This is a genomic window from Mycobacterium sp., from assembly GCF_049647605.1.
Lineage (GTDB): Bacteria > Actinomycetota > Actinomycetes > Mycobacteriales > Mycobacteriaceae > Mycobacterium.
On record NZ_JBARXZ010000171.1, the window covers coordinates 1 to 13,462 of the forward strand.

Sequence of the window (13,462 nt, forward strand, 5' to 3'; positions counted from 1 at the left end):
CTGCTGGATGGTCAGGGTGCGTCCCTGGCCGTCCACAAGGCTCAGCTCATTGTCCAAGCCGGCGTTGGAGGTGCCTGTGCTCGCGAACAGCGCCGCGATGGAGGCGATCATCGCCACCAGCACCCGACCGATTACCTTCATGTTCTCCCCAGCTGTCTGGCGGTGATTCCGGGCGGTTTCACCGAGTTGGTTTTTTCATGACCGGCAGATTGACACCGTTCACGAAGCAAGACTCACAAATGAGAAGCCTCACATGCTGTTCTTACGTTTCACTCATCGTTGATGACGGGAGAAACATAACGGGAGGGCATACGGGCGGCAACGCGGGGGTGTGATCTGCCCAACCCGGGTCCAGGCCGGCCGAAGTTTGCTGACTCGCTACAGGGACTTGACGGATCGGCCGCCACACTGGGCCCGGCAGCCACAGCCGCCACGAGCGGGAGCACCCACCCAAGCTGCGCCAAGACACAAACAACGCGCCTGTTCAAGATGCATTTATCAGCGGCGCAGGCTCAGCGATGGTGCGGTGGGACGTTTTCCCGCAGCCAGCCCTCGCGCTCAGAGTCGCCGCGCCCGTCGTCGGGATCACGTTCGTCGGACGATTCCTGGGGAATTTCGATACCGAAGATCTTGTTAACTGCATTTCGCTCGGGCGGTGATAACGGAGTCACAGGTTATTCCTAGTGTGAGTAAGATCACATTTTAGATGTTTCTTCTGTTCACTCACCCGAAACATTGCGGCCGGATTAGAGAACGATTGGGATCTGCCGTGCGTCGGCGTTGCCAAACAATAAGAAAGTGCCGCCTGCGCGCTTCCGAAGTTCGGAGCAGCGTGCAGACGGCACATGGTGAGGCCGATCTAGATCTCGAGGCTCGACAGCTGACCGATGATCTGGGCAGCCAGCGGCGTCAAGGTAGCCATGCCGTCACGGACCGCCGGCCGGGAACCTGCCAGGTTCACCACCAGCGTGCTGCCCGAGACACCGGCCAGGCCGCGGGATACCCCGGCATCGATGACACCGGCCGAGAGGGCGGACGCGCGCAACGCCTCCGAAATGCCCAGCAGTTCACGGTCGAGCAGATCAACCGTGGCCTCCGGGGTGACGTCGCGAGGAGTCACACCCGTACCACCGACGGACACCACCAGATCGACACCGCCGATCACCGCGGTGTTGAGCGCATTGCGGATTTCCACCTCGTCGGAGGCCACCACAACTACACCGTCGACAACAAAACCGGCTTCGTTGAGCAGCTCGGTGACCAAAGGACCGCTGTGATCCTCCTCGTCACCGTGTGCAGTCCGATCGTCGACGATGATGACCAGTGCTCTACCCACCACCGCATGAGACTGTTCCATGGAAGCAACCGTATATGTGGCCGCAGAAATCGTCGTAGCCGTCCTCATCACTGCTCCGCCTGACCCAGTGTCACCTGCAACGTCTGCGGGTCTTTTCCGTCGGCGCCGACAAAGGTCAACGTGATCTTCTCCCCCGGCGCCTTGGAACGCACCGCAGCCACCAGCGCCCCCGCACCCGAAATCGGCCGGTCGTCGACCTTGGTCACGACAACGCCGTTGGGCAACCCGGCATTGGCCGCCGCCCCACCCCGGGTGATGTCGACGATCTTGGCGCCGTTGACGTCGGTGTCATTGCTGACCTGCACCCCCAGTGAGGCGTGTGAGGCCGAACCGGTGCTGATCAGCTGGTCGACGATGCGCTTGGCCTGATCCACCGGGATCGCGAACCCCAGGCCGATCGAGCCGGAGCGCGGGGTGTCCTGCCCACCACCGAGCGTTGCGATCGCCGAATTGACGCCGATGAGCTCTCCGTTCATGTTGACCAACGCGCCACCGGAGTTGCCCGGGTTGATCGCCGCGTCCGTCTGGATGGCGTCGAGCACCGTGTTCTGGTTCTTGGAGTCACCTGCCGTGGACACCGGCCGGTTCAGCGCGCTGACGATTCCGGTCGTGACCGTTCCTTCCAGCCCCAGCGGCGAGCCGACGGCCACCACTTCCTGGCCCACCCGCAGGTCGCTCGACGAGCCCAGGGTGATCGGGGTCAGGCCGGACACGTCTTTGGCGCGGATCACCGCAACATCGCTGGCCGGGTCGGACCCCACCACCGTGAACGGCACCGTGCGACCGTCGGAGAACGTCACCGTGGTGCTGACCGGGGCACCGGAAGGCGAACCCGGGCCGAGGGGAAGGCCCGGGTTCGCGTCGGTTCCGGCCGCCGAATCCGCGCCGGCCGCAGAGACCACATGAGCATTGGTGAGGATGAGCCCGTCCTCGGACAGGATGATGCCGGATCCCTCCTCGTGGGCCCGGCCGAAGTCGACCTCGAGTTTGACGACACTGGGCACCACCTTGACGGCGACCTGTTCGACCGTGCCCGCGGGCACATTCGCCGCGGGGACACCGGGAGCTGCTCCGGCCGCCGTGGTGAAGGTATTCACCGGGCGGTCGTCGGGATGCGCCAACAGGGCGACGCCGCCACCGATTCCCGCCGACACCACGGCAATTGTCAGTGCGCCTGCAAACAGCGCCACCCGGGAACGCTGCTGCGGCGCGACGGGCTGCGGGCGACCGGGCAGCGGTTGGGTGCCCTGGTAAGGATCGCCGGGGTAGGGATTGCCGCCGGCCGGCGGACGCGGACCGGGGTGCTGTCCGCGCTGCTGGGTCGCGTAGCGCCAGTCGTAGTTCTGTTGGTACCCCTGCTGCGGCTGATGACCGGGATACGACGGGCCGGCAGCCTCATACGGGTAGCGCCCCGACTGCTGCGGCTGGGCGGAGTACCGCGGGTACTGATTCGGGTCATGGGTAGGCCGACTGGTCATCGCGCTGTAGTCACCGTTCCTTCGGAAGTCGACCGCGACCAACGCTCAACCGGTCACGGCAGCAAGCTGTCGTCCTCTGCCATCTACCTTGCCCTTACCTACTGAGAATCGACTGAGACTACGCCCGGTTGTGATCGTGTCTTGACCTTATTTGTGACCGGCAGCACGGAATCCAAGGTGCTGAGGGAGTCCGAGGGCGGCACGTCGCCGTCGGCCTCGGGGTCCTGATAGATCGGTGCCCCCGGCCGACCGGGTAACAACACGAAGAAAGAGGTCCCCGGCGGCTGTCCACCCGGCACCGTGTCGTCGACCCGTAGGGCTCCCCCGTGTTTGAGGACCACCTGTTTGACGATGGCCAGCCCCAGACCGGAGCCGGGCATCGCCCGCGCGGCGGTGGCGCGGTAGAAGCGCTCGAACACCAGCTGCCGTTCCTGCAGCGGGATTCCCGGTCCGCGATCGGAGACGACGAGCTCGGCGTGGGACGGGTCCACCTGCTTCAACCGCAGGCCCACCCGGCCACCGGATGGACTCCACTTGGCGGCGTTGTCCAGCAGGTTGAGCACCGCGCGCGACAGCCCGGCGGCGTCACCGTAGACCTGCCACGGGGTGACGTCGATGTCGAACTCGATGTCGTTGCGGCGCCGTCGGACCCGTTCGAGGCTGCGGTCGACGACCTCGGTCAGTTCGACAGGTTCGTGGATCACGCCGCCGGCGTCGTCACGGGTCAGGTCCACAAGATCGCCCACCAGGGTGGACAGCTCCTCGATCTGCCCGATGACGTCGGCACGCAGGTCGTTCATCTCGGTTTCGGGGATGCTCGCCGCGCCCGGCCGGGTCGATGCCATCAACAGCTCGACGTTGGTGCGCAACGAGGTCAGCGGCGTGCGCAGTTCGTGGCCGGCATCGGTGACCAATCGGGCCTGGCGTTCCCGCGATTCGGTGAGGGCGCGCAGCATCATGTTGAACGCTTCGGTGAGCCGAGCGAGCTCATCACTACCGAACACCGGAATGGGCCGCAGATCATCGGTGCGCGCCACCCGTTCGGCGGCCTCGGTGAGTTTGGCCACCGGCCGCAGACCGGTCCTGATGACCGCCGCACCGGCGATGGCCGCAACCGCGACACCGACACCGCCCACGATCAGCAGCACCCAGCGCAGTTTCATCATCACCGCATCGGTGGGCGCCAGGCTCTTGGAGATCAGCAGGGTGCTGCCGTTGGGCAGATGGACCGCGAGCACCCGCTGGTCGGCTGCGGTGCGGCGGGACATGAACAGTTCCCCACTGATGACGGCCTTCTCGGCGGCGCCGATCGGCAGGGTCTGCCCTTCCTGGTTGGCGGTATAAATGGACCGGCCGGGGTTGATCAGCATGGCGTTGACGTCGGAGTACGCCGTACCTTCGATGGCCTTGCCGGGGTCTGACGCCAACGAGCCGCTGGCGATCAGCAGCTGGGCCCGGCTCTGGAGCTGATTGTCGATGTCGTCATAGAGCGCCGCGGACACCACCGCGTACACCGCGAAGGAAACCAGCACCACGACCATGGCCACCATCGACATGGCGAGCAACATGACGCGCCACCGCAGCGACAAGGACGTGGTGGTCCTGGACTCGCCGCTGCTGGGGCGCAACATCGACGTCACCGGCTACTTCTCAGGACGCCGATTTGACGGGCGCCGACTCGAACGGCGCCGGCTCGAGACCGGATGCCTCACGGCGGCGTCTCGCGCAGGACGTAACCCACCCCACGAACGGTGTGGATCAGCCGCGGCTCGCCTTCCGCTTCGGTCTTGCGACGCAGATAGCCGACGTACACCTCGAGTGCATTGCCCGAAGTGGGGAAATCGAATCCCCACACCTCTTCGAGGATGCGACTGCGGGTGAGCACCCGGCGCGGGTTGGCGATCAACATCTCCAGCAGAGCGAACTCGGTGCGGGTGAGGCTGATCTGTCGCTGCCCCCGGGTGACCTCGCGGGTCACCGGGTCCAGCGTCAGGTCGCCAAAGGAAAGCGCGACCGCTTCGGCTTTGTCCTCGGGGCCGGTGCGGCGCAGCAGCGCCCGCATCCGCGCCAGCAACTCCTCCAGCGCAAAGGGCTTCGGGAGGTAGTCATCAGCTCCGGCGTCCAGTCCGGCAACCCGCTCGGACACCGAATCACGCGCGGTGAGAACCAGAATGGGCAGGTCATCACCGGTGCTGCGGAGCTGGCGGCAGACCTCCAGCCCATCGAGCCGGGGCATCATCACATCGAGCACCACGGCATCCGGGCGCTCGCTGGAGATTGCGTTCAGGGCCTCAACACCGTCTTCGGCCAACGACACCGAATAACCGTTGAAGGACAGGGAGCGACGCAGCGACTCGCGCACCGCACGATCATCATCGACGACAAGAATGCGCACGGCCACCAGTGTTATCCCAATGTCTGAGGACAGTCTGAGAGGCGCTCCGGGGAACCCGGCAGAGAATTCGCGCGCCCCGTCTCAAGTCCCGGCCGGGTCAGCGCTTGTCGAGGTCGATGAGGCCGAGGCGGGCAGCCTTGAGCAACCTGCGCGGTACCTTGTGCTGGGCACCGGCAACGGTCACGTTGACCAATCCGGTGGCCTCGGCTTTCCACTGCGCGCGACGGCTACGGGTGTTCGCACGCGACATCCTGCGCTTGGGCACAGCCATGACGAGCATCTCCTTGCGTTGAGGTCCGCCGCGTGAAAAGAGCACAAGACAACGGCGACGATTGCAACAGAGGATAGCCGGTGATCGGCGTCGACTCCAAAACGCCGGCAACCACCTGCGGCGCAGGATGCCGGCGACGGCCGAGATCCGTGGTAGCCGGCGAGCGCCCACATCTTTGGCCGGTCGGCCAAAACCCTTGACTCGGTACCGAGAGTCCTGGGTAACCTACCGGTTGGTTGGCAACGGGAGGCTGTGTGACGGACGCGGTTCGAATCGGGAACTGTTCGGGTTTCTACGGTGATCGACGCTCGGCCATGCGCGAGATGCTCAGTGGCGGCGACCTGGACTACCTCACCGGTGACTACCTCGCCGAGCTGACGATGCTGATCCTGGGCCGCGACCGGATGAAAAATCCCGAGCGCGGCTACGCCTCGACATTCCTGGCCCAGCTCGAAGAGTGCCTCGGCCTCGCCGTGGACAACCAGGTGCGCATCGTCGCCAATTCCGGTGGCCTGAATCCGGCCGGACTGGCGGTCGCGGTGCGCGAGCTGGCGCAGCGGCTGGGAGTCGATGCCACCGTCGCCCATGTCGAAGGCGACGACCTGCTCCCCCGGGCCGCCGAACTCGGCCTCGGAGATCCGCTGACCGCCAACGCCTACCTGGGCGCCTGGGGCATCGTCGACTGCCTCGACAGCGGAGCCGACGTGGTGGTGACCGGCCGGGTCACCGACGCCTCCGTCATCGTCGGGCCGGCGGCGGCACACTTCGGTTGGGGCCGCAGCGATCACAACCGGCTGGCCGGCGCCGTCGTGGCCGGCCACGTCATCGAGTGTGGGGTCCAGGCCAGCGGCGGCAACTACGCGTTCTTCACCGAGGTGTCCGACCTGAGCCATCCCGGCTTCCCGCTGGCCGAGATCAACGCCGACGGCTCGTCGGTGATCACCAAACATCCCGGCACCGGCGGGCTGGTCAGCATCGACACCGTGACCGCGCAGCTGCTCTACGAGGTGACCGGCGCCCGCTACGCCAACCCCGATGTGACCGCCCGCCTGGATACGGTGCATCTCACCGACGACGGCCCCGACCGGGTACGGATCACCGGGGTCACCGGTGAGGCTCCGCCCCCGTCGTACAAGGTGTCACTCAACAGCATCGGCGGATTCCGCAACTCGACGACGTTCGTGTTGACCGGCCTCGACATCGACGCCAAAGCCGAACTGGTGCAACGGCAGCTCGACGCGGCACTGAAGGCCCGGCCCGCCGAAATGGAGTGGACCCTGGCGCGCACCGATCACCCCGACGCCGACACCGAGGAAACGGCCAGCGCGATGCTGCACTGTGTGGTCCGCGATCCCGATGCCGCCGTGGTGGGTCGTCGATTCTCCGGTGCCGCAGTCGAACTCGCGCTGGCCAGCTATCCGGGCTTCCACGTCACCGCCCCGCCCGGAGACGGGCAGGTGTACGGGGTGTTCACCGCCGGCTTTGTCGATGCCGCCGAGGTGCCTCACGTCGCGGTGCACGCCGACGGCACCCGCGTCGACATCGCTCCGGCCGCCGACACCCGGGTACTGGCACCCGTCGACGAGCCGGCGCTGCCGCCGCCACTGCCCGGCAGCCCCACCGAGCGCCGACCGCTGGGCGCCGTCGCCGGAGCACGCAGCGGCGACAAGGGCGGCTCCGCCAATGTCGGACTGTGGGTACGCACCGACGACCAATGGCGCTGGCTGGCACACCTGCTGACCGTCGAGAAGCTCACAGAGCTGCTGCCGGAGGTGGCCGGGCTGCCCGTCACCCGCCATCTACTGCCCCGCCTGCGGGCGGTGAACTTCGTCATCGACGGCCTACTCGGCCAAGGGGTCGCCTATCAGGCGCGCTTCGACCCCCAGGCCAAAGGCCTCGGTGAGTGGCTGCGCAGCCGCTACGTCGACATACCGAAGGAGTTCCTGGCTTGAGCATCTGGCACACCCCCGAGCGCGAGCAGCTACGCAAGACCGTCCGCGGTTTTGTCGACCGCGAGATCAGCCCGCACGTGGCGCAGTGGGAAAGCGACGGTGAACTGCCGCGCAGCCTGCACCGCAAGGCCGCCGCGGCCGGACTGCTGGGCGCCGGTTTCTCCGACGAGGTCGGCGGCGGCGGTGGTGACGCTGCCGACACGCTGATCATCTGCGAAGAGATGCACGAATCAGGCTGTCCCGGAGGCGTTTTTGCCTCGCTGTTCACCTGCGGCATCGCGGTACCGCACATGGCCGCCTCCGGGGACCGGCAATTGATCGACACCTTTGTGCGCCCCACCCTGGCCGGGGAGAAGATCGGTGCGCTGGCCATCACCGAACCCGGCGGCGGCTCCGATGTCGGGCACCTGAGCACCACCGCGGTCAGGGACGGTGACGACTACCTGGTCAACGGCGCCAAGACCTACATCACCTCGGGCGTGCGGGCCGACTACGTCGTCACCGCGGTGCGCACCGGCGGCGGCCCAGGCGCGGCCGGGGTGTCGCTCCTGGTGGTCGAGAAGGGCACTCCCGGATTCGAGGTCAGCCGCAAGCTGGACAAGATGGGCTGGCGGTCCTCGGATACCGCCGAACTGTCCTACACCGATGTGCGGGTACCGGCCGCCAACCTGGTCGGACCCGAGGACTCCGGCTTTCTGCAGATCGCCGGCGCCTTCGTCTCCGAACGTATCGGCCTGGCCGCCCAGGCATATTCGAGCGCCCAGCGCTGCCTCGACCTCAGCGTTGCGTGGTGCCGCGATCGCGAGACCTTCGGCCGCCCGCTGATCTCCCGGCAATCGATACAGAACACGCTGGCCGAGATGGCGCGCCGTGTCGATGTCGCCAGGGTGTACTCCCGTCACGTCGTGGAACAACAGCTCGGCGGGACCACCGACCTGATCGCCGAAGTGTGCTTTGCCAAGAACACCGCAGTGGAAGCCGGTGAATGGGTGGCCCACCAGGCCGTACAGCTGTTCGGCGGGATGGGTTACATGGCCGAATCCGAAGTCGAACGCCAGTACCGTGACATGCGAATCCTCGGAATCGGCGGTGGAACCACCGAAATCCTCACCAGCCTGGCCGCCAAGACACTTGGATATAAGTCGTGACAGTCCTTCGGTCCGCCCTGGACCCCACCTCGCCGGCGTTCACCGACGCCGCCGGCGCCATGGCCACCAAGCTCGCCGAGCTGGACACCGAATTGGCCAAGGCGTTGGCCGGCGGCGGCCCCAAGTATGTCCAGCGCCATCACGATCGCGGCAAGCTGACACCGCGGGAACGCATCGAGCTGCTGGTCGACGAGGACTCGCCGTTCCTGGAACTGTGCCCGCTTGCCGGGTACGGCAGTAGCTACCAGGTGGGCGCCAGCCTGGTGGTCGGCATCGGCGTCGTCGAAGACGTCGAATGTGTGATCGTCGCCAACGACCCCACCGTCAAGGGCGGCACCAGCAACCCGTGGACCATCCGGAAGTTGTTCCGGGCCAACCAGATCGCGCTGGAGAACCGGCTTCCGATGATCTCGCTGGTGGAATCCGGCGGCGCTGACCTGACCACCCAGAAGGACATCTTCATCCCCGGCGGCCGACAGTTCCGGGACTTGACCCGCCTGTCCGCCGCCGGAATCCCGACGATTGCACTGGTATTCGGCAACTCCACGGCCGGCGGCGCCTACATCCCCGGCATGTCCGACCACGTGGTCATGATCAAGGAGCGGTCCAAGGTATTCCTGGCCGGTCCCCCGCTGGTCAAGATGGCCACCGGCGAGGAGTCCGATGACGAATCCCTCGGCGGCGCCCAGATGCACGCCCGCACCTCGGGTCTGGCCGACCATCTGGCCGTCGACGAGCCCGATGCGTTGCGGATCGGGCGCCGGATCGTGGCGCGGCTGAACTGGCGCAAACAGGGACCCGGACCCGGGCCCACCACCGAACCGCTGTTGCCCGCCGACGAACTGCTCGGCATCGTGCCGGCGGATCTGCGAATTCCGTTCGATCCGCGCGACGTGATCGCCCGGGTGGTCGACGGGTCGGATTTCGACGAGTTCAAACCGCTCTACGGCGGGTCACTGGTCACCGGCTGGGCCCGCGTGCACGGCTACCCGATCGGCATCCTGGCCAACGCCCGCGGCGTGTTGTTCAGCGAGGAGTCACAGAAGGCCACCCAGTTCATCCAGCTGGCCAACCGCTCCGACACTCCACTGCTGTTCCTGCACAACACCACCGGCTACATGGTGGGCAAGGCCTACGAGGAAGGCGGGATGATCAAACACGGCTCGATGATGATCAACGCCGTGTCCAACTCGACGGTGCCGCACATCTCGTTGTTGATCGGCGCGTCCTACGGCGCCGGGCACTACGGCATGTGCGGACGTGCCTACGATCCTCGGTTCCTGTTCGCCTGGCCCAGCGCCAAATCTGCGGTGATGGGCGGCGCCCAGCTCTCGGGTGTGCTGTCGATCGTGAACCGTGCCGCCGCCCAGGCACGCGGCCAGGACTACGACGAGGCCGCCGACGCCGCGATGCGGGCGGCGGTCGAAGGCCAGATCGAAGCCGAGTCGCTGCCGATGGTGCTGTCCGGGATGCTCTACGACGACGGGGTGATCGATCCTCGCGACACCCGCACCGTACTGGGAATGTGTCTGTCTGCCATCGCGAATGGCCCGATCGAGGGGACGTCGAACTTCGGCGTCTTCAGAATGTAGAGGGCTTGCGATGAGCGATTGCGCGAAGAGACGACACATGGTGATCACGAAGGTTCTGGTGGCCAACCGCGGTGAGATCGCGCGGCGGGTGTTTGCCACGTGTCGCCGGCTGGGGCTGGCGACGGTGGCCGTGTACACCGATCCCGACGCCGGCGCTCCGCATGTCGCCGAAGCCGACGTCCGGGTGCGGCTACCTCAGGTCAAGAGCTATCTCGATGCCGAAGCCATCATCGCCGCGGCCGTCGCATCCGGTGCTGACGCCATCCACCCCGGCTACGGCTTTCTCTCCGAGAACGCCGATTTCGCGGAGGCGGTGCTGGCGGCGGGGCTCACCTGGATCGGCCCGCCGGTGGCTGCGGTGCGAGCCATGGGCTCCAAGATCGAGGCCAAGAAGTTGATGGCCGCCGCCGGCGTGCCGGTTCTCGACGAGCTCCACCCGGACACGGTGACCGAGCAGCAGCTGCCCGTGCTGGTCAAAGCCTCCGCAGGTGGCGGCGGCCGGGGGATGCGGGTGGTCACCTCACTGGCAGACCTGCCCGCCGAAGTGGCCGCCGCCCAGCGAGAAGCGCAGTCGGCGTTCGGTGACCCGACGGTGTTCTGTGAGCGGTACCTACCGTCCGGGCACCACGTCGAAGTCCAGGTGATGGCCGACCGGCACGGCACCGTGTGGGCCATCGGGGAACGCGAGTGCTCCATCCAGCGCCGGCACCAGAAGATCATCGAAGAGGCGCCGTCCCCGCTGGTACAGCGGACTCCGGGGATGCGGGGCAGACTGTTCGACGCCGCCCGCACCGCGGCGGCCAGCATCGGCTACACCGGAGCCGGGACCGTCGAATTCTTGGCCGACGACGCAGGCGAGTTCTACTTCCTGGAGATGAACACCCGCCTGCAGGTCGAACATCCCGTCACCGAAGCCACCACCGGTCTCGACCTGGTGGAGCTGCAGATCCACGTCGCCACCGGCGGCGCCCTGGATCCGGAACCACCTGTGAGCAGGGGACATTCGATCGAGGCCCGGCTCTACGCCGAGGATCCGGCCAACGGCTGGCTGCCCCAATCGGGCACCGTCCACCGGTTCGACGTCCCGTCCGGGGTGCGAGTGGACTCCGGGGTGGTCGACGGCTCTGTCGTGTCGATCCACTACGACCCGATGCTGGCCAAACTCATCTCCTACGCCCCGACCCGGGAGCAGGCCGCCCGGGTGTTGGCTGCCGCACTGGCCAGAACCCGGCTGCACGGCGTGCAGACCAATCGCGATCTGCTGGTCAACGTCCTGCGGCATCGGGCCTTCCTCGACGGGGCCACCGACACCGCATTTTTCGACACCCACGGGCTGCCCGAACTGGCCGCACCGTTGCTCGACAGCCGTGCGGTGCGGTACTCCGCCGTGGCCGCCGCGCTGGCGGATGCAGCCGGTAACCGGGCACGAGCCGGTGTGCTCGCGGCGGTGCCGAGCGGTTGGCGCAATGTGGTTTCCGGTGATCACGTCAAGACCTACCGCAGCGCACACGGGCAGGAACAGGTCGAGTATCGCACCACGCGCGGAGTCACCGTCGTGCCCGCGGACCCCGGGATCGAGGTGCGGTCGGTGACACCGGATCAGGTGGTGCTCTCCCACCACGGTGTCGAGATCCCGTTTGCGCTTGCGCGTTACGGCTCGGACATCTTCGTGGACTCTGCTCTGGGAGCCGTTCATCTGGTGGCGCTGGCCAGGTTCGTGGAACCGGGATCGGAGATCGACAAGGGCTCGCTGGTGGCACCGATGCCCGGCCTGGTGACCAGGGTCGGTGCCGAACCCGGCACCGCTGTCACCAAGGGCCAACCCCTGGTATGGCTGGAGGCGATGAAGATGGAGCACACCATCGTCGCCCCGGCCGACGGCGTCCTGACCGAATTCCAGGTGCAAGCCGGCGATCAGGTCGAAGTGGGCCACGTACTCGCACTCGTGACAATACAAGGAGAACAATGACAGGTCTCGTGGAGGGTTTCATCGAAGGCCCGGAACGACAGGCACTGCGTAAGTCGGTGGCCGCGTTCACCGCGGGCTACGGCCAGGATTACTACCTGGCGAAGGCGCGTGCCGGCGAGCACACCGTCGAACTATGGCGCGAGGCAGGCAAACTCGGCTTCATCGGGGTGAACCTGCCGCTGGAGTACGGTGGCGGCGGCGCGGGCATGTACGAGTTGTCGCTGGTGATGGAGGAGATGTCCGCCGGTGGTTCGGCACTGCTGATGATGGTGGTCTCCCCCGCCATCAACGGCACCATCATCGCCAAGTTCGGCACCGACGAGCAGAAGCAGCGCTGGCTGCCGGGGATCGCCGACGGCTCGATCACCATGGCCTTTGCCATCACCGAGCCCGACGCCGGATCGAACTCGCACAAGATCACCACCACCGCCCGCCGCGACGGCAGCGACTGGATCCTGAGCGGGCAGAAGGTCTACATCTCCGGTGTCGACCAGGCGCAGGCCGTGCTGGTCGTCGGCCGTACCGAAGAAGCCAAGACCGGCAACCTCAAACCCGCCCTCTTCGTCGTGCCCATCGACACTCCGGGGTTGAGCTACACCAAGATTCCGATGGAGATCGTCAGCCCCGAGTTCCAGTTCCAGCTGTTCCTCGACGAGGTGCGCCTGCCCGCCGACGCGCTCGTCGGCGCCGAGGACGCCGCGCTGGCCCAACTGTTCGCCGGGCTGAACCCGGAGCGGATCATGGGTGCGGCCAGCGCAGTTGGCATGGGGCGGTTCGCGATCGACAAGGCAGCCCAGTACGTCAAGACCCGGCAGGTGTGGAAGACACCGATCGGCGCGCATCAGGGGATTTCACATCCGTTGGCACAGAACCACATCGAAGTGGAGCTGGCGAAACTGATGATGCAGAAGGCAGCCACGCTGTATGACAGCGGTGATGACGTCGGGGCCGCCGAAGCGGCCAACATGGCCAAGTACGCCGCCGGCGAGGCCTCGGTGCGGGCCGTCGACCAGGCGGTGCAGTCGCTCGGCGGCAACGGGCTCACCAAGGAATACGGGGTCGCCTCGATCCTCACGGCATCGCGGCTGGCCCGGATCGCACCGGTGAGCCGCGAGATGATCCTCAACTTCGTGGCGCAAACCTCCCTCGGCCTGCCCCGGTCGTACTGATGGACCGGCTGGTCGAGTATCGAACCGAGGGCCCGGCCGCATACCTGACGCTGGATTCGCCGCACAACCGCAACGCGTTGTCCAGCACGCTGGTCGACCCGCTTCATCAAGGGTTGCGGGGGGCGGCCGCC

The 13,462-nt window shown here is 66.6% G+C and carries 10 protein-coding genes and 2 pseudogenes; 6 read left to right on the forward strand and 6 right to left on the reverse strand.

Annotation, left to right across the window (positions count from 1 at the left end; genetic code table 11):
* The 6 genes and pseudogenes from WBB07_RS21940 to rpmF all read right to left on the reverse strand — a co-directional run.
* Positions 1-141, reverse strand: a pseudogene (locus WBB07_RS21940) (MspA family porin); the annotation flags it as partial.
* A gap of 718 nt (positions 142-859) precedes the next feature.
* Positions 860-1,405: a MogA/MoaB family molybdenum cofactor biosynthesis protein gene (locus WBB07_RS21945; protein WP_526310506.1), complete on the reverse strand. Its 546-nt coding sequence runs from the start codon at positions 1,403-1,405 to the stop codon at positions 860-862.
* A complete protein-coding gene (locus WBB07_RS21950; protein ID WP_526310508.1) occupies positions 1,405-2,835 on the reverse strand; it encodes a S1C family serine protease in 1,431 nt (476 codons plus the stop codon). Before WBB07_RS21950 ends, WBB07_RS21945 begins: the two co-directional genes overlap by 1 nt.
* Positions 2,836-2,933: 98 nt before the next feature.
* Positions 2,934-4,466 (reverse strand): HAMP domain-containing sensor histidine kinase, encoded by a 1,533-nt coding sequence (locus tag WBB07_RS21955; RefSeq protein WP_526310524.1) that lies wholly within the window; start codon positions 4,464-4,466, stop codon positions 2,934-2,936.
* 77 nt (positions 4,467-4,543) lie between these two features.
* Entirely contained in the window at positions 4,544-5,230 is a 687-nt protein-coding gene (locus WBB07_RS21960) for a response regulator transcription factor (protein ID WP_526310510.1), read from the reverse strand.
* A gap of 97 nt (positions 5,231-5,327) precedes the next feature.
* Positions 5,328-5,501, reverse strand: a complete 174-nt coding sequence (gene rpmF / locus WBB07_RS21965) for a 50S ribosomal protein L32 (protein ID WP_526310512.1) — start codon at positions 5,499-5,501, stop codon at positions 5,328-5,330.
* A 254-nt stretch (positions 5,502-5,755) separates the two neighbouring features.
* Between rpmF and WBB07_RS21970 the strand changes: the two genes are divergently transcribed.
* The 6 genes and pseudogenes from WBB07_RS21970 to WBB07_RS21995 all read left to right on the forward strand — a co-directional run.
* Positions 5,756-7,453 (forward strand): acyclic terpene utilization AtuA family protein, encoded by a 1,698-nt coding sequence (locus WBB07_RS21970; protein WP_526310514.1) that lies wholly within the window; start codon positions 5,756-5,758, stop codon positions 7,451-7,453.
* Positions 7,450-8,601: an acyl-CoA dehydrogenase family protein gene (locus tag WBB07_RS21975; RefSeq protein WP_526310516.1), complete on the forward strand. Its 1,152-nt coding sequence runs from the start codon at positions 7,450-7,452 to the stop codon at positions 8,599-8,601. The genes WBB07_RS21970 and WBB07_RS21975 overlap by 4 nt, the downstream gene beginning before the upstream one ends.
* Positions 8,598-10,193, forward strand: a complete 1,596-nt coding sequence (locus WBB07_RS21980; RefSeq protein ID WP_526310518.1) for an acyl-CoA carboxylase subunit beta — start codon at positions 8,598-8,600, stop codon at positions 10,191-10,193. The genes WBB07_RS21975 and WBB07_RS21980 overlap by 4 nt, the downstream gene beginning before the upstream one ends.
* A 37-nt stretch (positions 10,194-10,230) precedes the next feature.
* A complete protein-coding gene (locus WBB07_RS21985; RefSeq protein WP_526310520.1) occupies positions 10,231-12,162 on the forward strand; it encodes an acetyl/propionyl/methylcrotonyl-CoA carboxylase subunit alpha in 1,932 nt (643 codons plus the stop codon).
* Positions 12,159-13,331, forward strand: coding sequence for an acyl-CoA dehydrogenase family protein (locus WBB07_RS21990; RefSeq protein WP_526310522.1), 1,173 nt, complete (start codon positions 12,159-12,161; stop codon positions 13,329-13,331). Before WBB07_RS21985 ends, WBB07_RS21990 begins: the two co-directional genes overlap by 4 nt.
* Positions 13,328-13,462, forward strand: a pseudogene (locus tag WBB07_RS21995) (enoyl-CoA hydratase family protein); the annotation flags it as partial. The gene WBB07_RS21990 and the pseudogene WBB07_RS21995, both read left to right, overlap by 4 nt.

What these genes read in the sequence shown, in the direction of transcription:
- WBB07_RS21990 (WP_526310522.1), top strand. Translation starts at nt 12,159, where the DNA reads ATGACAGGTCTCGTGGAGGGTTTCATCGAAGGCCCGGAACGACAGGCA.
- WBB07_RS21950 (WP_526310508.1), bottom strand. Translation starts at nt 2,835, where the DNA reads ATGACCAGTCGGCCTACCCATGACCCGAATCAGTACCCGCGGTACTCC.
- rpmF (WP_526310512.1), bottom strand. Translation starts at nt 5,501, where the DNA reads ATGGCTGTGCCCAAGCGCAGGATGTCGCGTGCGAACACCCGTAGCCGT.
- WBB07_RS21945 (WP_526310506.1), bottom strand. Translation starts at nt 1,405, where the DNA reads ATGAGGACGGCTACGACGATTTCTGCGGCCACATATACGGTTGCTTCC.
- WBB07_RS21955 (WP_526310524.1), bottom strand. Translation starts at nt 4,466, where the DNA reads ATGTTGCGCCCCAGCAGCGGCGAGTCCAGGACCACCACGTCCTTGTCG.
- WBB07_RS21985 (WP_526310520.1), top strand. Translation starts at nt 10,231, where the DNA reads ATGGTGATCACGAAGGTTCTGGTGGCCAACCGCGGTGAGATCGCGCGG.